Origin of the sequence: Bradyrhizobium sp. CCBAU 53415 (assembly GCF_028128735.1) — a bacterium.
Classification (GTDB): Bacteria; Pseudomonadota; Alphaproteobacteria; order Rhizobiales; family Xanthobacteraceae; genus Bradyrhizobium.
This window is the reverse complement of record NZ_LBJF01000027.1, coordinates 838,637-856,134: the sequence shown is the minus strand read 5'-3', so window position 1 is coordinate 856,134 and position 17,498 is coordinate 838,637. Positions and strand designations below refer to the sequence as shown.

Genomic DNA, 17,498 nt, shown 5'->3' with positions numbered 1-17,498 from the left:
CATGGACATCAACACCAGGCTGACCACACCCTAACCTTCACGAAAAGCGGGCGGCCCACCCCCCAGCGCACCAAGGATTCCTTCGTGCGGCGATCGGTAGCTCTTCATATCTCAACCTTAAGATGTAATACGGGGAAGATGCACGACGTGCCGAATACGGATGACCGACTGTTGTCCACCGTCACGTGGCAGACCACCATGGCGATCGCTCTCCTGGCGGCGCTCTCGCTCAGCCTCGCGGGTCTGGGCTGCAGCATTGAGGTGTCAGCCGATACCCTCGTGTTGATGTCATGCTATGCTTTCTGCGCCATATATTTCAGTTTCGTTCGACCGAATCCAAAGATCGCGCGCGGCCTCATCTGCTTTGGCCAGCTCGTTGTCGTGATCCTCATGGGAGTGATGCTGAGCTACGCCGCGTCCACAGTGCCGCTGCCTTACCGGGACGCCGATCTCCACGCCATGGATCAGTGGCTTGGATTCGATCGCGCCGGCTATCTCGCTGTCGTGAAAAAGCACGAAGGACTTCGCAACGCACTTTCTCTCGCCTACAACTCCATGATGTCGCAGAATATCTTGGTGCTGGCCGCCGCCATTCTGACGCGACGGCTTGACCGATTGCAGTTCTACATCATCGCATTTGCGGTTGCTGTAACGGCGACCGCCGCAATTGCGTGCTTCATTCCGGCCGCAAACGCGATAATCTATGTGGACAGGGTTGCCACCGAACTATCAACCCTGCCGGACGGCGGGCACAGCTATTTCCCTGTCCTGGAAGGGCTTCGCAACGGAACGCTACGCGTCATCGATTTTCGGTCTGTGGAGGGGCTGATCTCCTTCCCGAGCTTTCACACGGCCAATGCCATTTTGTTTGTTTGGGCTCTTTGGCCGATCCGCATCTTGCGCTTCGTTCTCGTTCCCTTGAATCTCCTTCTCATCGCCGGAACGCCACTCTGCGGCGCGCATTATGGCGTGGACGTCATTGGCGGCGCGGCCGTGGCATGCGGAGCCATTGCTGCAACAACGTGGCTCGTCCGGGCGCGAGGCCCGAGCAGCGACCTCGTGCAAGCCATTCCCTCACCGATCGACGGCAAGCCGTGGCTGGGCCCGATCCGGTTCTCACCCGACTAGATACTGGACGATCAACGCAGGTCGAGCGCGAAGCCTGCTCATTGGGCCAAACAGACGTCGGTCGGCTGCGCCCTCGATCCGTTCGAAGCCTCGAGTCTCAACGCGCCCGCACACCTGCCTCGTCCTCCCGCCCAAACCGCTCGACCAGAAAATCGATGAACAGCCGCACCTTGACCGACAGATGCCGCGTCGGCGGATAGACCGCGTACAGCGCGAGCGGCGGCGCGGAATAGTCATGGAGCACGACGCGCAACTCGCCGTTCCGCAAGGCATCGGCGGCGATGAAATCAGGGAGCAGCGCCAGTCCCCTGCCCTTGATCGCGACGTCGCGCAGCACCTCGGCATTGTTGACGCAGAGCGACCAGGCCGGCTGGATCCAGTGATCGCCGTCGCTGCCTGAGAGCTTCCACTGGTTGCCGGTGAGCAGGAAGCCGTAGGTCAACGAGGCGTGCTCGCGCAGATCCTGCGGATGCTTTGGCGTGCCGTGGCGCGCGAGATAATCGGGCGAAGCGCAGACCATGCGCGCCACCGGCATGATTTTTCGCGCGATCAAGCTCGAGGACTCCAATTCCGCAATCCGCAACGTCACGTCGAAACCGTCCTGCACGGGATCGAGCAGATCGTCGCTGAGCACGATCTGGAGCTGCAGTTCCGGATAGCGCGCCATGAAATCGGCCAGCACCGGCCCGAGCCGCATGGTGCCGAACGACATCGGCGCGTTGACGCGTAGCAGGCCCCGCGGCGCCGACTGCGCTTGCGTCACCGCCTGGTCGGCGGCCTCGATCTCCGAGAGGATCACGACGGCGCGCTCGAAATAGCGCTGGCCGTTCTCGGTCGGGCTGGCGTGACGCGTGGTCCGGTTCAACAGCTGGACGCCGAGGCTCTCCTCGAGGTCGGCGATGTATTTGCTGATCGCCGAGCGCGACAGCCGCAGCTGCCGGCCCGCCTCGGCAAAGCTGCCGCTTTCGACCACCTTCACGAAGGCCCGGAGGCTGGCGACCTTATCCAAGGGGCCGCCCCGGCGATTGTTTCCAAATCGTAGACATAGCCGTCACAATTGCATGGATTGTCTCCAATCCAAAGCGGAACAATATTTCCAGCCAGAGCAAGACGCTCCCCGAGCTTTGGAGGACGACAATGTCTGGACTTCACCATGTCACCGCGATCGCCGGCGATCCCATCAGGAATTTCGGCTTCTACACCCGGGATCTCGGCCTGCGCTTCGTCAAGAAGACGGTCAATTTCGACGATCCTGGCACCTATCATTTCTATTATGGCGACGAGACCGGCCGGCCCGGCACCATCCTGACCTTCTTCCCGTGGGCGGGCGTTCCGGCCGGACGCCGCGGCGTCGGCGAAGCCCATCAGACCGCTTTCCGCGTGCCGCAGCGCTCGCTCGGCTACTGGACGCAACGCTTCATCGAGAAGGGCATTCCTCACGAAGCCCTGGAGAAGCGCTTCGGCGAATCCGTGCTGCCGTTCACCGACCCGGACGGCATGGCGCTCGCACTGGTCGGCATTCCCGGTGCCGAGGACGAGCCCGGCTGGAGCAACGGCGATGTGCCGGCCGAACATGCGATCCGCGGCTTCCACGGCGTGACCTTGCTGCTGGACAGCGCGGCGAAGACCGCGGCCGTCCTCACCGACGTGTTCGGCTTCAAGGAGACGGGACGCGAAGGCTCGGTGATCCGCTTCAAGGCATCAGGCGATGCCGAAGGCAGCATCGTCGACATCTACGAGGCCAAAGGATTCCTGCGCGGACATCAGGGCGGCGGTTCGGTGCACCACATCGCCTTCCGCGCGGCTGACGATACCGAACAGGGCAAGATGGCGCAGAAGCTCGTCGGCAATCACGGCCTGCACCCGACCGAGCAGCGGGACCGCAACTACTTCCGCTCGATCTACTTCCGCGAACCCGGCGGCGTGCTGTTCGAGGTCGCGACCGACATCCCCGGCTTCGCCGTCGACGAGCCTGTCGCGACACTGGGGCGTGAGCTGAAGCTGCCTGTTTTCCTCGAACAGCATCGCAAGCAGATCGAGGAAGTGCTGCCGAGCCTGGAAGAGACCGCATCATGACCGAGTTCATCCATCGTTTCGAGCCCGCACGCGATGCGGGCTCACCCCCGCTGCTGCTGTTGCACGGCACGGGCGGCGACGAGAACGACTTGCTCGGCCTCGGCAAGATGATCTCGCCGGGCGCCGCCCTGCTCTCGCCCCGCGGCCGCGTGCTCGAGCACGGCATGCCGCGCTTCTTCCGCCGCCTCGCCGAGGGCGTGTTCGACGAGGACGACGTGCGCCGCCGCGCGCGCGAACTCGGCGACTTCGTCACCGAGGCGCGGCAGCGTTACGGCATCGCCGCGCCGATCGCAGTCGGCTTCTCCAACGGCGCCAACATCGCGGCAGCGCTGTTGCTGCTGAAGCCGGAGGCGCTTGCGGGCGCGATCCTGCTGCGCGCCATGGTGCCGCTGTCGGATTCGCCGAACGCCGACCTTGCAGGCAAGCCTGTTCTGCTGCTCTCCGGGCAGGCTGATCCGATCGTGCCGGCGAGCAATTCGGCGCGGCTCGCGGCGCTGCTGTCGCAAGCGGGCGCGCGCGTGACCCACAAGGTCCTGCCGGCCGGCCATCAATTGTCGCAGGCCGACGTGACGCTGGCCCGCGACTGGATCGGCAACGTCGCGGCGGAAGCGGCCTGACTCGCGAGCGGCGCATCGTTTGCGAACGGTGCGCCGCCTCTCAATCGAACCCGCCGCGCCGCCTGAACCGGATCAGCGGCAGCAGGCCCGCTGGCAATGACATCTGCGCAAGGACCGCAACGGCGTTCGTAGCGCTGATTCCCTTGTACATTGCCCCTGCCCGGCTTTTCAGTGATCCTCATGCGGCCCTGGCAAACCCTTGGCTTCTGGTGAAACCAATTTGCTGCAAAGGCGATTGAAGCGACGAGAGTTTCGGGCAGACAAACCACGATGACGAAGCCTCGACGGAGGTGGGCATGGCAAGTTGCGGTGGCTGTTGCGGCAGCAGTGTAAAATTTGAGGGCCTTTCCTCAGACTACAAGCGGCGGCTGTGGACAGTAATCGCGCTCAATGCCGGCATGTTCATCGTCGAAACGGCAGGCGGTCATCTGGCGGGATCGAAGGCGCTGCAGGCTGACGCCCTGGATTTCCTTGGCGACGCTTTGACCTATGGGATCACCCTCGCAGCAATCGGGGCGACGGCGGCAATCCGGGCCAAGGCGGCCCTCTTCAAGGGCTTCACGCTGTTCGCAATGGGCCTGTGGGTCTTTGGATCGACGGCATATCACGTCATTGTTCTGGACGTCCCACGGGCCGAGTTGATGAGCGCAATCGGCTTTCTCGCGCTATGTGCCAACGTCTCGAGTGTCCTGCTGTTGATGAAATACAAGGATGGCGACGCCAATGTGCGCTCCGTCTGGCTGTGCTCACGGAACGATGCCATCGGCAACGTTGCCGTAATGGTCGCAGCAGGGGCCGTATGGCTCACGGCGTCAAAGTGGCCCGACCTCATCGTTGCGGCATTGATGGCGGGACTTTTCCTGTCCTCCGCGTTTCAAATTCTTCGCCAGCCGCTCGCGGAGTTGCGGGCTCCGGTCGGCGTTGCCGCCGAGTAATTTCCGGCCCCGACGTGCGGCTTGATCACGGGCGGAATCCAGGGGTGGGCTGCGTATCCGCTATAACGGGATGCCGTGCCACGGCTTCTTCAGAGGTGCCCCGCCTGATGGCGCGTCCCGAACCACGAGACCGCCCACGATCACATCATGCCAGTGTTTTGCCCGACGGGTCAACGTCGGCCCCCTTCGCGCAGACCACGGAGGGTGCAACGCGCAAGCCCTTGAAATGACTGGCCCCGTCTACTGTGCATGGGGTTGTTTTTCAGGTTTTTGTTTTGGAGCCCGTGATCTTCTCTCGGGAGAATGGACACGATCCTTTCGACCTGAGCCCGCGCGCCCCTACTCCCAATGCCACGTCGAGAAATCGTTCTCGTATTGCGGCACGTCCTTCCAGACGCCCTTCAGCTTCTTGTTGGTGATGGTGATGAGCTGCGGCTGGTACAGGTAGGCGGAGACGGCGTCAGTCGCGAGCATGCGCTGGGCGTCGCCGAGAAGTTTTGCGCGTGCCGCCTCGTCCGGCGTCGAGACGATCTGCTTGTAGAGCGCGTTGAACTTCTCGTTGTTGTAACCGAGGTAGTAGTCCGGCTCGGTGATCTTGACGAGGTCGAACGGCTCGACATGGCTGACGATGGTGAGATCGAAATTGTGCGGACCGTTGGGCGCGAACACCTGCGACAGCCACTGCGCCCATTCGACGTTCTCGATCTTGGCGATGATGCCGACCTTGGCGAGCTGGGCTGCGGCAATCTCGCCGCCCTGCCGCGCGTAGGACGGCGGCGGCAGCTTGAGCGAGAGCTCGAGCGGCGTGGTGACGCCGGCTTCAGTGAGCAGCTTCCTGGCCTTCTCGGGGTCGTAAGGATTGATCCCGGTGGTGTCGACATAGCCGAGCGCGCCGGGCACGTAGAAGCTGCCGATCGGCGTGCCGAAGCCGTCGACGGCGCCGTCGATCATGGCCTTGCGGTCGATCGCGGCAAGGATGGCGCGGCGGACGCGGACGTCGTCCAGCGGCTTCTTGCGGTGGTTGATCGCGACGATGGTCTTGGCCCTGGAGCCGCCGACCAGCACCGTGAAGCGCGGATCGGCCTTGAACTGCGCGATGGTGCGTTGGGCCGAGACCCGCGGGAACGCGTCGACGTCGCCCGAGAGCAGCGCTGCGGTCTGCGCCGCCGGATCCGAGATGAAGCGGATGGTCACCTTGGACAGCTTGACCGCGGCGGCGTTGCGGTAGTCGGCCCATTTGGTCAGCGTGATCGAGGAGCCCTTGGTCCAGGCGCCGAGCTGATAAGGCCCGGTGCCGACCGGCTGGGTAACATTGGTTGGCGCGCTCTTCGGCTCCACGATCGAGCCGCTCGCCTGCCCGAGCAGGAACGGCAGGTTCGGCTCGCCATATTTCATCGTGATCACGACCGTGTCGGCGTCGGGCGCATCGACCTTCTCGAAGGCCTGGAACAGGCTCTTGTCCTTGTTGGTGCTGGTCGGCGCGGCGTTGCGCTCGAACGAGAACTTCACCGCGGCGGAATTGAATGCTTCGCCGTTGTGGAATTTGACGCCCTTGCGCAGCTTGAACGTGTAGGTCTTCAGGTCGGGCGAAGCGGTCCAGCTCTCGGCCAGCAGCGGCGAGACCGAGCCGTCCTCGTTGATCTTGGTCAGCGTCTCATAGATGTTGTAGAGCGTGACCTCGGCGATCGCAGCCGCAGCGGCATTGGTGGGGTCGAGCCCCGGCGGCTCCAGCGCCATCGCCATGACGACGCTGTCCTTCTTGCCCTGCGCCAGCACCGGCAAAGGCGCTGCGGCAAGCGTGAGGGCAAATGCGACGATCGATAGTTTCCTGAACATGCGTAACTCCCCGGCCTGTTCTGTTCTTAAGCCTACGCCAATCCTGCTGAGGACACTAACCTTCCATGGCCGCCTGCGGCAACGCCATCACGGCCTCGGCCTTGTGGCAGGCGGCAAGGTGCTCCTCGCCGACCTTGCGTAACTCAGGCAGAACCTCGCGGCAATGCTGGTCGGCGAGCGGACAGCGCGCGACATAGGGGCATCCGGCCGTTGCCGCCGATTGCGAGGCGATCGCCTGGCCCCCGCGCCGCCGCCGGCCGCCGCCGGCGCGCGCCCGCGGCACGGCATCCAGAAGTGCTCGCGTATAAGGGTGGGCACAGCGCTCGAACAGATCTTCCGGCCGCCCCTGCTCGACGATCCGGCCGAGATACATCACAGCAACCTCGTCGCAGAGATAGTCGACGACGGCGAGGTCGTGGCTGATCAGGATGTAGCTAAGGCCGAACTGCTCCTGGAGGTCCTGCATCAGGTTCAGCACCTGCGCCTGCACGGAGACGTCGAGCGCGGAGACCGGCTCGTCGGCAACGATCAGCTTCGGCTGGGTGATCAGGGCACGCGCAATGGCGATGCGCTGGCGCTGACCGCCGGAGAATTCGTGCGGATATTTGTCCATGTCCGCATCGCGCAAGCCGACCTGGCGCAGCACCGCGGCGACGCGTTCGCGGAACGTGGTGCGGTCGGCGCCTTCAAGCACAGTGAGCGGCTCGGCGACGATCCGCGCGATGGTCTGGCGCGGATCGAGCGAGCCATAGGGGTCCTGGAACACCATCTGGAAATCACGCCGCGCGCGGCGCAACTCGTCGGCGGAGATCCGGTTGAGATCGCGACCGAGCAGCGCGACCTGCCCCGACGTCGGCTGCTCCAGCGCCATCACCAGCCGCGCGAAAGTCGACTTGCCCGAGCCGGACTCGCCGACGACGCCGAGACTCCTGCCGGGTTGGACCTGCACGCTGACCCCGTTGAGCGCACGCACCTGTCCCGGCGGCCGGAACAGGCTTTCGCGCGGCAGCGTGTAGCGTTGTTCGAGATCCCTGACGTCGAGAAGCGGCACGGCAATCATGCGGTCAGCGCTCCGACGTTTTCGGCCATCGACACGTCCGTCCTGATGCAGCGCACGAAATGGCCCGGAACGACGTCCACCATCGGCGGCAGCGCAGCGCGGCACTGATCGATCACGAGCGGACACCGATCGGAGAAAGTGCAGCCGGAAGGCAGATCGGCGAGCTCCGGCACCGTGCCCGAGATCGTCTTCAGCCGCGTTCCCTTGCGCGCGCCGAGCTTCGGCCGGGCGCGGAACAGGCCCTGCGTGTAGGGATGGCCCATGCGGCGGAACACCTCGTCGGTCGGTCCGCTCTCGACGACAGTACCACCGTACATCACCATCATGCGCTGCACGTTTTCGGCGATGACGCCGAGATCGTGCGAGATCAGGATCATCGACATGCCGCGCTCCGCGACGAGATCGGCGATGAGGTCGAGGATCTGGCCCTGGATGGTGACGTCGAGCGCGGTGGTCGGCTCGTCCGCGATCAACAGGTCGGGCTCACAGGCGAGCGCCATCGCGATCGTGATGCGCTGGCGCTGCCCGCCGGAGAACTGATGCGGATAGGCGTCGACGCGCCTGACAGCATCGGGCAGCCCGACACGGTCGAGCAAGGCGATCGCCTCTTTCCGCGCCTGCGCCGCCGAATATTTCTTGTGACGGCGCAGCGGCTCGGCGACCTGATGGCCGATCGTGTGCATCGGGTTGAGCGCGGTCATCGGCTCCTGGAAGATCATGCTGATGCGGTTGCCGCGCAGGCGGCAATAATCCGCATCGGACAGGCCGACGAGCTCGCTGCCATCCAGCTTGATGCTGCCGGCGACGACCGCACTGTCCGGCAGCAGGCCCATCAACGACAACGCCGTGACCGACTTGCCGCAGCCGGATTCGCCGACGAGCCCTAGCGTCTCGCCCCGCCTGAGAGCGAAGCTGACTCCGCGCACGGCCTGCGCCAGCCCACGGCTGGTATTGAGGCGGACGCCGAGATTGCTGACTTCGATCAGCGGCATGTTGGAACGCTCGCCCATCATCATCGCTCCCGCGCCAGCCTGGGATCGAGCAGGTCGCGCAATCCGTCACCAAGCAGATTGAGACCCAGCACCGCGATCGCAATCGCCGCACCCGGATAGACCGCGAGCATCGGCGACTGGAACAGCAGCGTCTGCGCATCATTGAGCATCCGCCCCCACGACGGCTGCGGCGGCTGGGTGCCGAGACCGAGATAGGACAGCGCAGCTTCGGCGAGAATGGCGAGCGCGAACTGGATGGTGGCCTGGACGATCAGGATCGACAGGACATTGGGCAGCACATGCTCGATGGTGATGCGAAAGCGCCCCTTGCCCGCGGCGCGTGCCGCCAGCACGAATTCGCGCGCCCAGATCGCGTTGGCCGAGCCGCGCGTCAGCCGCGTCAGTGTGGGTATCTGGAAGATGCCGATCGCGATGATCGAGGTCACCATGCCCGGCCCCGCCACCGCGGCGAGCATGATCGCGGAGAGCACCGCCGGAAAGGCGAAGGTGAAGTCGGAAAAGCGCATGATGATCTCTTCCGTCCAGCCGCGCCGGGCCGAGGCGATCAGGCCCAGCGTCACGCCGAAGGTGAGACCGATGCTGACGGCGATGACGCCGACCATGATGGTGGATCTGGCACCGGCGAGCAGCAGCGAGACGATGTCGCGGCCGAAGGAATCGGTGCCGAGCCAATGCGACGAAGACGGCGGCCGGAGTTTCGAGGCGATGTCGATCTCGTAAGGAGACCACGGCGTCCACAGCAGCGACAGCAGCGCCGAAGCGACCACCAGCAGTGTCAGTGCGCCGCCGAGCATGAAGCTCCGATGGCGCAGCGCACGGCGCCAGAACGTGCGGGCCGGCAGCGGTCGTGTTGCGATCGGCGCGTCAATGGTCAGGGGCGCGCTCACAGATCGTGGACCTTGATGCGAGGATCGATGAAGGCATAGAGCACATCGACCGCGAAATTGACGATGACGACCATGGCGGCGAGCAGCATCACGCAATTGCGCACCACGATCAGGTCGCGGTTGGCGATCGACTGGAAGATCAGCCTGCCAAGGCCCGGCAGGTAGAACACGTTCTCGATCACGATGGTGCCGGCGAGCAGATTGGCGAATTGCAGCCCCATCACGGTCATCACGGGGATCATGGCGTTGCGCAGCACGTGGCTCCAGAGCACCTCGCGCTTGCCGAGGCCCTTTGCGCGCGCAGTGCGGACGAAATCCTCGCGCAGCACTTCGAGCACGGCCGAACGCGTGACGCGCGCGAGGATGGCGGCCTGCACCACTGCGAGCGAGATTGCCGGCAGCAGCAGCGACTTCACGCCGAGCCAGATGCCGTCCTCCCAGCCGGCAAAGCCGCCCGCCGAGAGCCATTGCAGCCGCACCGAAAACAAGAGCACCAAGAGAATTGCGAACCAGAAGTTCGGCAGCGCGATGCCGACCTGGGTCAGCGACATCACGCCGACGTCGCCGAGCTTGTTGTGGTTGGCGGCGGTGTAGATGCCGGCCGAGAGCGCCAGCGCCACGGTGCTCGTCATGGCCATGATCGCGAGCGGAATGGTCAGCACCAGCCGCTCCGCGATCAGGCTGGCGACCGGCGTGCCGTAGACATAGGAGTTGCCGAGATCGCCGACGAGCAGCCCCTTGATCCACTGCAGATAGCGAACCGCCAGCGGCTGGTCGAGCCCGAGCTTGACGGTGAGCGCGCGGACTGCATCCGCCGATGCATCGGCGCCCATCAGCATCTGCGCGGCATTGCCGGGAAGAGCGTCGAGCACCAGGAAGATGATCAGCGATGCGCCGACCAGCGTCGCCAGCAAGGTCAACAGACGTCGGAGGACAAAGACGCTCATGCGCGCTCGGATTCAGGGCTTACCCGCGGCACGATCAACATGTCCGGACGCCGGAGGCAAGTCCTTTGCACACAAGCCCCTTGCTGCATGCTCATCTCCTCAAGCCGGCCAGCGGGACAGAAGATCGCTTGAAGCCTCGAACAGTGCGCTCACGCGCAGCAATTCCGCGTCAGCGCGGAAACGACCGACGAGCTGAAACCCGATCGGCAGGCCGTCGCGGGCAAAACCGGAGGGCAGGCTCACAGCTGGATGGCCGGTCATGTTGAAGGGCATGGTCCAGGGGAACCAGTGCGGCCGGACGCTGTCGAAATGCCGACCGTCGATCTCGATGGTGCCGAACAGATCCTGCTTGATCGGCAGCGCAGTGCGCGTCAGGGTCGGCATCGCCAGGAAGTGACCGCGCGCAAGCAGCGATTGCATGCGGCGGAACAGCGCGGTGCGCGCGAACATTGCCTCCTGATAGTCGACGCCGCTGACCTCGGTGGCGAGCGCGAGCTGCTTGAGAAAGGCCTCGCTCAGCTGGTCCTTGTGTTCAGTCGCCAGTTTTGCGAAGCGCGTGCGCCAGACGGTGTGGTTGATGGCCCGCCAGATCGGCTCGATGTCAAAGCCTTCGCCGGAGAACTCCTCGAGCTCGGCACCCAGGCTCGCGAGCCGATCGAGGCTCGCCTTGAAATTGGCGGCGACCTCCGTGGACACCGGACGGCCTGGCGGGGTCAGGCAGTACAGGATCCTCTGCCCGCGCAGATCGCCGCGCGGGCCAACCATGCCGACGAAGTCCGGCACGGGAACGCCGATCGACCAGGGATCGCAGGCGTCCTCACCGGCCATCACCTGCATCATTAGCGCCGTATCGGCGACGGTACGTGTGGTCGGCGTGACATAGGTCTGGTTGCCGAACACATCCAGCGCCTGGCTGTGCGGGATGACGCCGTTGCTCTGCTTCAGCCCGACCACGCCGTTGCAGGCGGCCGGAATTCGCGTCGAGCCGCCACCGTCGGTCGCGATCGCGAGCGGGGCGATGCCGCTGGCAACAGCGACCGCCGCGCCGCCGCTGGAGCCGCCGGAGGAACGACACGCGTCCCAGGCATTGCGGGTGCGACCGAACAAGGGCGAATCGGTCAGGCACTTGCTGCCGAATTCCGGCGTCGTGGTCTTGCCAATCAGGATCGCGCCCTCCGCGCGCAGTCGCGCGACCGCGACGGCATCCTCGTTCGGCACATTGTCCTTGTAGGGAACGGCGCCGAAGGTCGTCTTGACGCCCTTGGTGTTGACGATGTCCTTGACGGTGACGGGGATGCCGTGCAGCAGCCCGAGCGGCTCTCCGGCCATCACCTTGCGCTCGGCCGCGCGCGCCTGTGCCATCGCCTCGTCGCCGCAGAGCGTGATGAAACAGTTCAGCTCGCTCTGGAGCGCTTCGGCGCGCGCAAGCACGGCGCTGACGATCTCGACGGGCGAAATCCGCTTTGCGGCGATGAGGCCGCGCAATTCGGTTGCGGACAAGAGACAGGGATCGCCGTTCGTCGTCACATCACGCTCCGAATCTGGCCCTCGTTGGCCCAAAGCATTGACATCGAGGATGACAGTTTTGTTAACTCGCCGTCCAATACGATTTTGATCGCCAACCCATACATTTTCGGTATGCCAATGGATCTTCGCCGGCTCCGCTATTTCGTCGCCGTCGCCGAGGCGCGCAGCATCGGCAAGGCCGCCGAGCGGCTGCGGATGGCGCAGCCGCCGCTCTCGGTCCAGATCCGCAAGCTGGAGGCCGAGATCGGCGCGCCGCTGTTCCGCCGCGGCACCCGTGGCATGGACCTGACGGAGGCAGGCCAGGCGCTGCTGGCGCGCGCAAGCGAGGCGCTGGCGCTGGCCGTCGACGGCGCCGAAGCCGCGCGCGCGGTCGCCGCCGGCAAGCGCGGGCGGCTCTCGGTCGGCTATATGTTCGTGCTGGCGAATGCGATGCTGCCGCGGCTCATCCCCGAGCTACGCCGCTCGGTTCCCGGCGTCGACCTTCAATTCGCCGAGCTCAGCGCATCGACGCGCGAGGCCCGGGTGCTCGATCGCAGCGTCACGGTTGCGCTGTGCATGCCGGCCATCAACCATCCCGAAATCCAGGTGGCGAGGATCGGTGCGCAACGCTTCATGCTGGCGATGCCGAGCAGCTCGCCGCTCGCCCGCCTGGGCTCCGTGCCGATGGCCCGGTTGAATGGCCGTCCGCTGATCGCGCTGCCGCATCCGGACCACGGTCCCGCCTCGTCGGCCGTGGTCCCCCTGTTGCGCCGGCATCAGGTGGTGATGCCGATCGCGAGCCGGGTGGAGACGGTGCATTCGGCGATGAGCCTGGTTCTGGCCGGCGAAGGCCTTGCCATCCTGCCGGCCTGCGCGCAGCTCGGCGCGCCGCGCGGCATCGTGTTCAGGCCGCTGCGCGATGCCACCGACTCCCTCGACATGGCGGTGTGCTGGCGGCGCGATTCCCAGAGCCCACTGATCGGGATCTTCATCAAATGCGCCGAGAAAGCCGTCGCGCGGATGTGAGGCGGTGCTACCAGCTCCAATTGATCTCGCGGCTCCAGGGCGGATCGGCGCCTGGGCGCGTGCAGGTCAGGCCGGCGCAATTGGCGGCAAAGGACAGCGCGCGGCGGAGCTCGTCGGCACCGATGTCATCGAGCCGCGCGCGCGCAAGACGTTGCTGCTTGTGCAGGGCAAACAGCAGCGCCGCCTGAAAGCTGTCGCCCGCCCCGATCGTGTCGGCGACCTCGACCCTGGGCGCCTCCACCTCGATCTGCCCTGCCCTAGCGTGCCAGGCGATCGCGCCATTGTTGCCGCGAGTCATGACGACGAGGCTGGTGCCCTGTCCGAGCAGCGCGCTCGCGCGCAGCGGATATGGCTCGTCGCCGAAGAGATAGGCGAAATCGACGTCCGACATCTTAATGAGATCCGCGCTGGCGGCGAAGCCGGCCATGCACGCGAGATAGGACGGCTTGTCCTTGACCAGATTGGGGCGGCAGTTCGGATCGAAGGAAATCGTGGACGTCGCCCGCGCGTCTGCGATCAGCGCCTTGGTCTCGGCCGCGCCCTGGTCGTTGACCAGCGTGGTCGAGCCGACATGGAGCGCTTCGACCGTGTCGAACGGAATTGTCCCGCGTCGGTAAGTCCACTTCCGCGTCGCGGTCTCGGCATCGTAGAACGCATATTGCGACTCGCCTGCGACGATGCGGACGAAGGCGAGCGTGGTCTGGTGATCGCTGCGGGCGGCGAGGCTGATATCGACACTGGAGGCCGTGGCATGTTCGGCGATCATCCGCCCGAACAGGTCGGTCGAGATGCCGCCGACAAAACCGGCCGGCGCGCCCAGCCGCGCCATTCCGATCGCGACATTGAGGCAGGAACCGCCGACCGCCGGCATCACGGCCTCACGCCCATCGACGTTTCGCGTCGGCACGAAATCGATCAGCGCATCGCCGCTGGCAATCAGCATGTCCCTCAACCTCTCGCGACGCTGCGCATCGCGGCACGGCTGCCGCGATCGACCTCGCGCAGCAGCTTGTAGACCTCGCGTTTGCCGGCATGAAAGGCCGCCATGTCAGGCACAGTCGGCTCGCTCTTGCGTCCCAGCGCCGACATCCTGGCCATGGTCTCGCCGATGGTGGCATAGGCACCACCGGCCACCGCCCCCAGCATCGCGGCGCCCAGCAGCACCGGCTCCTTGGTCTGCGGCAGCGCGACGGTGAGACCCGTCGTATCCGCCATGATCTGCCGCACCAAAGCACTGCGGCTGGCACCGCCGCCCATGATCATGATGTTCGAGCGCACGCCATGCGCGGCAAAGGCCTCGATCACCTCGGCGAGACCATAGGCGAGCCCGCACAGACCGGCGACGAACAGGCGCTCCATCGAGGCGATGTCGGTGTCGAGATCGAGGCCGGCGATCACCGCGCGCGTGTCAGGGTCGGCATAGGGAGAGCGGTTGCCGATGAATTCGGGCAGCACGTGGAGATGACGCGCGAGCAGCGCGGCGCGGCTGGCATCGCCGGCGCGCGCGATGATGCGGCGCTCGAGGAAATCGATGAGGTCGAGACCCTTGCTCCGTGCCGCCGCGCTCGCCTCGGCATGGCCGGGATGCGACTTGAGCAGATGGTCGATCGCCGCGCCCGCGGCCGACTGGCCGCCCTCGTTGAGCCAGAAGTCCGGGACCATGCCGGAGTAATAAGGTCCCCACACTCCCGGCACGAAACACGGTTCCTTCGTCGTCGCCATGATGCAGGCCGACGTTCCCATGATGTAGGCGAGACGGTCGCTCACATCTTCCGCCCCGCCCGCCCCATCGCGGCCGCCGATCGCGCCGACACCGCCGGCATGCGCGTCGATCAGCGACGCGCCGACCGGCGTGCCCGGTGCCAGACCGAACTCGGCCGCGGCGGCGCGCGTGAGGCCTGCGCCGAGCCGCGTGCCCGGTGCGACGATCTCGGTGCCGATGCGCGCGTAGTTCTCGGCGACGAAGTCGGATAGACCGATGCGCTTGAAGAACGACGCACTCCAGCCACCATCATGGGCGAGGTAGTTCCACTTGCAGGTGACGGTGCAGGTCGAACGCTGCAGCGAGCCGGTCGCGCGCCAGGTCAGATAGTCGGCCAGATCGAAGAAGTGACCGGCGGCGTCAAAACTCGCGCGCAGATGCCGCTTCAGCCATAGCAGCTTCGGCATCTCCATCTCCGGCGAGATCGAGCCGCCGACGTAGCGCAGCACCGCGTCCTCGGTCTCGTTGATCAGCCGCGCTTCGGCCGTGGCTCGGTGATCCATCCAGACGATGACGTTGCGCTGCGCCTCGCCGGACGCGCTGACGGTGAGTGGCTCGCCTTGCGGATCAAGCACCACAAGGGAACAGGTGGCGTCAAAACCGATGCCGCCGACGCCGTCAGGCGTGATGCCGGCCTCCGTCATTGCGGCGCGTACCGATGCCGCGCAGGCGTCCCAAATGTCCTGGGACGACTGCTCGACGATATCGCCGGCCTCGTGCCAGATCCGGATCGGGTGTCGTGCCATCGCGAGCAGCGTGCCGGCCTCGTCAAACACCCCTGCCCGCGTGCTCATGGTCCCCACGTCGACGCCAATATACGCTCGCGGCATTGTCGCTCCCGGAAGCTCTCGTCAATTTTGACGGTAAGCCTACCAGCAAGTGTAGCCGCCATCCACCAGCACGATGCTGCCGGTCATCAGGCTCGCGGCGTCCGAAGCGAGAAACAGCACGACGGAGGCGATCTCCTCGACCTGCCCCATCCGCGCCATCGGAGTTCCACCGATCCAGGCGTCGTACATTTTCGGATTGCTCTTCACGAAGGCATTGAGCGGCGTTTCGATATAGGTCGGCGCCACCGCGTTGACACGGATGCCGCGCGCGCCCCATTCGGCAGCCAGCGACTTGGTCAGATGGTGCACGGCGGCCTTGGAGGCGTTGTAGAAGCACTGCTCCTGCGGCTTGTTGACGATGAAGCCGGACATCGAGCCGACATTGACGATGGCGCCACTCCTGGCCTTGAGCATGTGCTTGCCGAACTCGCGGCAACACCAGAAGGTGCCGTTGAGGTTGACGTCGATGACGTTGAGCCAGTGCTCGTCGGTCACGGTCTCGGCCGGGGTCTCGCTGCGGGCGATGCCGGCATTGTTGACGAGAATGTCGACCTTGCTGTGACGGGCGACGAGGTCGTTCGCCACTTCCGCCACGCGCCTGGCGTCGGTGACGTCCATGATCGCAGTCTCGATGTCAAAACCCTTCGCCTTCAAGCCGGCCTTGGCGCTGTCGGCGACCTTGCTGTCACGGTCGCCGATGATGACCCTGGCCCCGGCCTCGGCCAGCGCCTCCGCGCAGCCAAGGCCGATGCCCTGCCCGCCGCCGGTGATGAACGCGGTCTTGCCGTTCAGCTTGAATTTTTCCAGGTACATGATCGTCTTTCCGTTTTCTTGCCGTTTTCTTGCCGGTTTCTTGTCAGCCCCGAAGAGCGTTGCCGCTGTCATCGAAGCGGTGAATTCGCGCAGGGTCCGGCACCAGCGACACGCGGTCGCCGGCATGCAGGCTCAATTCGCCGATGTAGCGTGCCGTGAGCATGCCGAGCGGGCCGGCATCGACATAGAGGAACGTATCGCTGCCGAGATGCTCGGCGACCGAAATCGTCCCCCGCCAACCGCCGGCACCGTCGCGCTCGATCTTCAGATGCTCCGGACGCACCCCGATCGTGGCTGCGCCCTGCTGCTTGGCGTGCTCGCCGGTGACGAAATTCATCCTGGGCGAGCCGATGAAGCCGGCGACGAAGAGATTGGCGGGCCGCTCGTAGAGCTCCAGCGGTGACCCGTACTGCTCGATCTTTCCGCCGTTGAGCACGACGATCTTGTCGGCCATGGTCATGGCCTCGACCTGGTCGTGGGTGACGTAGACTGCGGTGGTGCCGAGCTGCTTCTGCAGCCGGGTCACCTCGATGCGCATCTGCACACGCAGCGCGGCATCGAGATTGGAGAGCGGCTCGTCGAACAGGAAGGCCTTGGGCTCGCGCACGATGGCACGGCCAATCGCAACGCGCTGACGCTGGCCGCCGGAAAGCTCCCGCGGCTTGCGGTCGAGATAGGGCGTGAGGTTGAGCGTCGCGGCCGCGGCCTCGACCTTGCGGTTGATCTCGTCCCTGGGCAGCCCGGCCATCTTCAGGCCGAAGCCGATATTGCCGCGCACGCTCATATGCGGATAGAGCGCGTAAGACTGGAACACCATCGACAGCCCGCGCTTGGCGGGCGGTGTGTCGACCACGTTCCTGCCGTCGATCAGGATGTTGCCGCCGGAGACGTCCTCGAGCCCCGCGATCAGCCGCAGCAGCGTGGTCTTGCCGCAGCCGGATGGACCGACGAACACCACGAAGGAGCCGTCGGCGATGTCCAAATCGGCGCCCTTGATGATGTGCACTGGGCCGAAGGATTTCTGCACGCCCTGAAGTGTGATCTGACCCATGATCCGGCAGC

The 17,498-nt window shown here is 65.3% G+C and carries 16 protein-coding genes; 5 read left to right on the top strand and 11 right to left on the bottom strand.

The window, feature by feature from the left end; translation table 11 throughout:
- Positions 1-198: 198 nt before the first annotated feature.
- Positions 199-1,128 carry a phosphatase PAP2 family protein gene (locus XH87_RS32070; protein WP_271590318.1) on the top strand — a complete coding sequence of 310 codons (930 nt, stop codon included), beginning with the start codon at positions 199-201 and terminating at the stop codon, positions 1,126-1,128.
- Between the two features lie 97 nt (positions 1,129-1,225).
- Here XH87_RS32070 and XH87_RS32065 read toward each other — a convergent pair whose 3' ends face one another.
- Complete coding sequence (locus tag XH87_RS32065; protein WP_271590317.1) at positions 1,226-2,137, bottom strand: LysR family transcriptional regulator; 912 nt, start codon at positions 2,135-2,137, stop codon at positions 1,226-1,228.
- A 128-nt stretch (positions 2,138-2,265) separates the two neighbouring features.
- Between XH87_RS32065 and XH87_RS32060 the strand changes: the two genes are divergently transcribed.
- The 3 genes from XH87_RS32060 to XH87_RS32050 all read left to right on the top strand — a co-directional run bounded on the left by XH87_RS32060 (position 2,266) and on the right by XH87_RS32050 (position 4,756).
- Positions 2,266-3,204 carry a ring-cleaving dioxygenase gene (locus XH87_RS32060; RefSeq protein ID WP_271590316.1) on the top strand — a complete coding sequence of 313 codons (939 nt, stop codon included), beginning with the start codon at positions 2,266-2,268 and terminating at the stop codon, positions 3,202-3,204.
- Positions 3,201-3,821 carry an alpha/beta hydrolase gene (locus XH87_RS32055; RefSeq protein ID WP_271590315.1) on the top strand — a complete coding sequence of 207 codons (621 nt, stop codon included), beginning with the start codon at positions 3,201-3,203 and terminating at the stop codon, positions 3,819-3,821. The genes XH87_RS32060 and XH87_RS32055 overlap by 4 nt, the downstream gene beginning before the upstream one ends.
- A gap of 296 nt (positions 3,822-4,117) precedes the next feature.
- Positions 4,118-4,756: a cation transporter gene (locus XH87_RS32050; RefSeq protein WP_271590314.1), complete on the top strand. Its 639-nt coding sequence runs from the start codon at positions 4,118-4,120 to the stop codon at positions 4,754-4,756.
- A 339-nt stretch (positions 4,757-5,095) separates the two neighbouring features.
- On the opposite strand, the gene XH87_RS32045 is transcribed toward XH87_RS32050, so the two are convergent.
- From XH87_RS32045 to XH87_RS32020, 6 genes are all read right to left on the bottom strand, one after another.
- A complete protein-coding gene (locus tag XH87_RS32045) occupies positions 5,096-6,592 on the bottom strand; it encodes an ABC transporter substrate-binding protein (protein ID WP_271590313.1) in 1,497 nt (498 codons plus the stop codon).
- Between the two features lie 55 nt (positions 6,593-6,647).
- Positions 6,648-7,652 carry an ABC transporter ATP-binding protein gene (locus tag XH87_RS32040; protein WP_271590312.1) on the bottom strand — a complete coding sequence of 335 codons (1,005 nt, stop codon included), beginning with the start codon at positions 7,650-7,652 and terminating at the stop codon, positions 6,648-6,650.
- The gene (locus XH87_RS32035; RefSeq protein ID WP_271590311.1) at positions 7,649-8,662 is read right to left on the bottom strand and encodes an ABC transporter ATP-binding protein; all 1,014 of its coding nucleotides are present in this window, start codon (positions 8,660-8,662) and stop codon (positions 7,649-7,651) included. The genes XH87_RS32040 and XH87_RS32035 overlap by 4 nt, the downstream gene beginning before the upstream one ends.
- Before the next feature lie 2 nt (positions 8,663-8,664).
- Complete coding sequence (locus XH87_RS32030; RefSeq protein ID WP_035699432.1) at positions 8,665-9,552, bottom strand: ABC transporter permease; 888 nt, start codon at positions 9,550-9,552, stop codon at positions 8,665-8,667.
- Positions 9,549-10,499 (bottom strand): ABC transporter permease, encoded by a 951-nt coding sequence (locus XH87_RS32025; protein WP_271590310.1) that lies wholly within the window; start codon positions 10,497-10,499, stop codon positions 9,549-9,551. Before XH87_RS32025 ends, XH87_RS32030 begins: the two co-directional genes overlap by 4 nt.
- Positions 10,500-10,598: 99 nt before the next feature.
- A complete protein-coding gene (locus XH87_RS32020; RefSeq protein WP_271590309.1) occupies positions 10,599-12,026 on the bottom strand; it encodes an amidase in 1,428 nt (475 codons plus the stop codon).
- A 117-nt stretch (positions 12,027-12,143) separates the two neighbouring features.
- Between XH87_RS32020 and XH87_RS32015 the strand changes: the two genes are divergently transcribed.
- The gene (locus XH87_RS32015) at positions 12,144-13,031 is read left to right on the top strand and encodes a LysR family transcriptional regulator (RefSeq protein WP_271590308.1); all 888 of its coding nucleotides are present in this window, start codon (positions 12,144-12,146) and stop codon (positions 13,029-13,031) included.
- 7 nt (positions 13,032-13,038) lie between these two features.
- On the opposite strand, the gene XH87_RS32010 is transcribed toward XH87_RS32015, so the two are convergent.
- Genes XH87_RS32010 through XH87_RS31995 form a run of 4 tightly spaced genes read right to left on the bottom strand, consistent with a single transcriptional unit; the run spans position 13,039 to position 17,487 of the window.
- Positions 13,039-13,974 (bottom strand): carbohydrate kinase family protein, encoded by a 936-nt coding sequence (locus XH87_RS32010; protein ID WP_271590307.1) that lies wholly within the window; start codon positions 13,972-13,974, stop codon positions 13,039-13,041.
- Between the two features lie 5 nt (positions 13,975-13,979).
- Positions 13,980-15,623 carry an FGGY-family carbohydrate kinase gene (locus XH87_RS32005; RefSeq protein WP_271590306.1) on the bottom strand — a complete coding sequence of 548 codons (1,644 nt, stop codon included), beginning with the start codon at positions 15,621-15,623 and terminating at the stop codon, positions 13,980-13,982.
- 39 nt (positions 15,624-15,662) lie between these two features.
- Positions 15,663-16,436, bottom strand: a complete 774-nt coding sequence (locus tag XH87_RS32000) for an SDR family NAD(P)-dependent oxidoreductase (RefSeq protein WP_271590305.1) — start codon at positions 16,434-16,436, stop codon at positions 15,663-15,665.
- Between the two features lie 43 nt (positions 16,437-16,479).
- Positions 16,480-17,487 (bottom strand): ABC transporter ATP-binding protein, encoded by a 1,008-nt coding sequence (locus XH87_RS31995; protein ID WP_271590304.1) that lies wholly within the window; start codon positions 17,485-17,487, stop codon positions 16,480-16,482.
- Between the last annotated feature and the right edge of the window lie 11 nt (positions 17,488-17,498).

Excerpts from the sequence above, each read along its gene's own strand:
- XH87_RS32025 (WP_271590310.1), bottom strand. The coding sequence starts at position 10,499 with ATGAGCGTCTTTGTCCTCCGACGTCTGTTGACCTTGCTGGCGACGCTG.
- XH87_RS32045 (WP_271590313.1), bottom strand. The coding sequence starts at position 6,592 with ATGTTCAGGAAACTATCGATCGTCGCATTTGCCCTCACGCTTGCCGCA.
- XH87_RS32060 (WP_271590316.1), top strand. The coding sequence starts at position 2,266 with ATGTCTGGACTTCACCATGTCACCGCGATCGCCGGCGATCCCATCAGG.
- XH87_RS32055 (WP_271590315.1), top strand. The coding sequence starts at position 3,201 with ATGACCGAGTTCATCCATCGTTTCGAGCCCGCACGCGATGCGGGCTCA.
- XH87_RS32010 (WP_271590307.1), bottom strand. The coding sequence starts at position 13,974 with ATGCTGATTGCCAGCGGCGATGCGCTGATCGATTTCGTGCCGACGCGA.
- XH87_RS32040 (WP_271590312.1), bottom strand. The coding sequence starts at position 7,652 with ATGATTGCCGTGCCGCTTCTCGACGTCAGGGATCTCGAACAACGCTAC.
- XH87_RS32005 (WP_271590306.1), bottom strand. The coding sequence starts at position 15,623 with ATGCCGCGAGCGTATATTGGCGTCGACGTGGGGACCATGAGCACGCGG.
- XH87_RS32070 (WP_271590318.1), top strand. The coding sequence starts at position 199 with ATGGCGATCGCTCTCCTGGCGGCGCTCTCGCTCAGCCTCGCGGGTCTG.
- XH87_RS32000 (WP_271590305.1), bottom strand. The coding sequence starts at position 16,436 with ATGTACCTGGAAAAATTCAAGCTGAACGGCAAGACCGCGTTCATCACC.
- XH87_RS31995 (WP_271590304.1), bottom strand. The coding sequence starts at position 17,487 with ATGGGTCAGATCACACTTCAGGGCGTGCAGAAATCCTTCGGCCCAGTG.
- XH87_RS32015 (WP_271590308.1), top strand. The coding sequence starts at position 12,144 with ATGGATCTTCGCCGGCTCCGCTATTTCGTCGCCGTCGCCGAGGCGCGC.
- XH87_RS32035 (WP_271590311.1), bottom strand. The coding sequence starts at position 8,662 with ATGGGCGAGCGTTCCAACATGCCGCTGATCGAAGTCAGCAATCTCGGC.
- XH87_RS32050 (WP_271590314.1), top strand. The coding sequence starts at position 4,118 with ATGGCAAGTTGCGGTGGCTGTTGCGGCAGCAGTGTAAAATTTGAGGGC.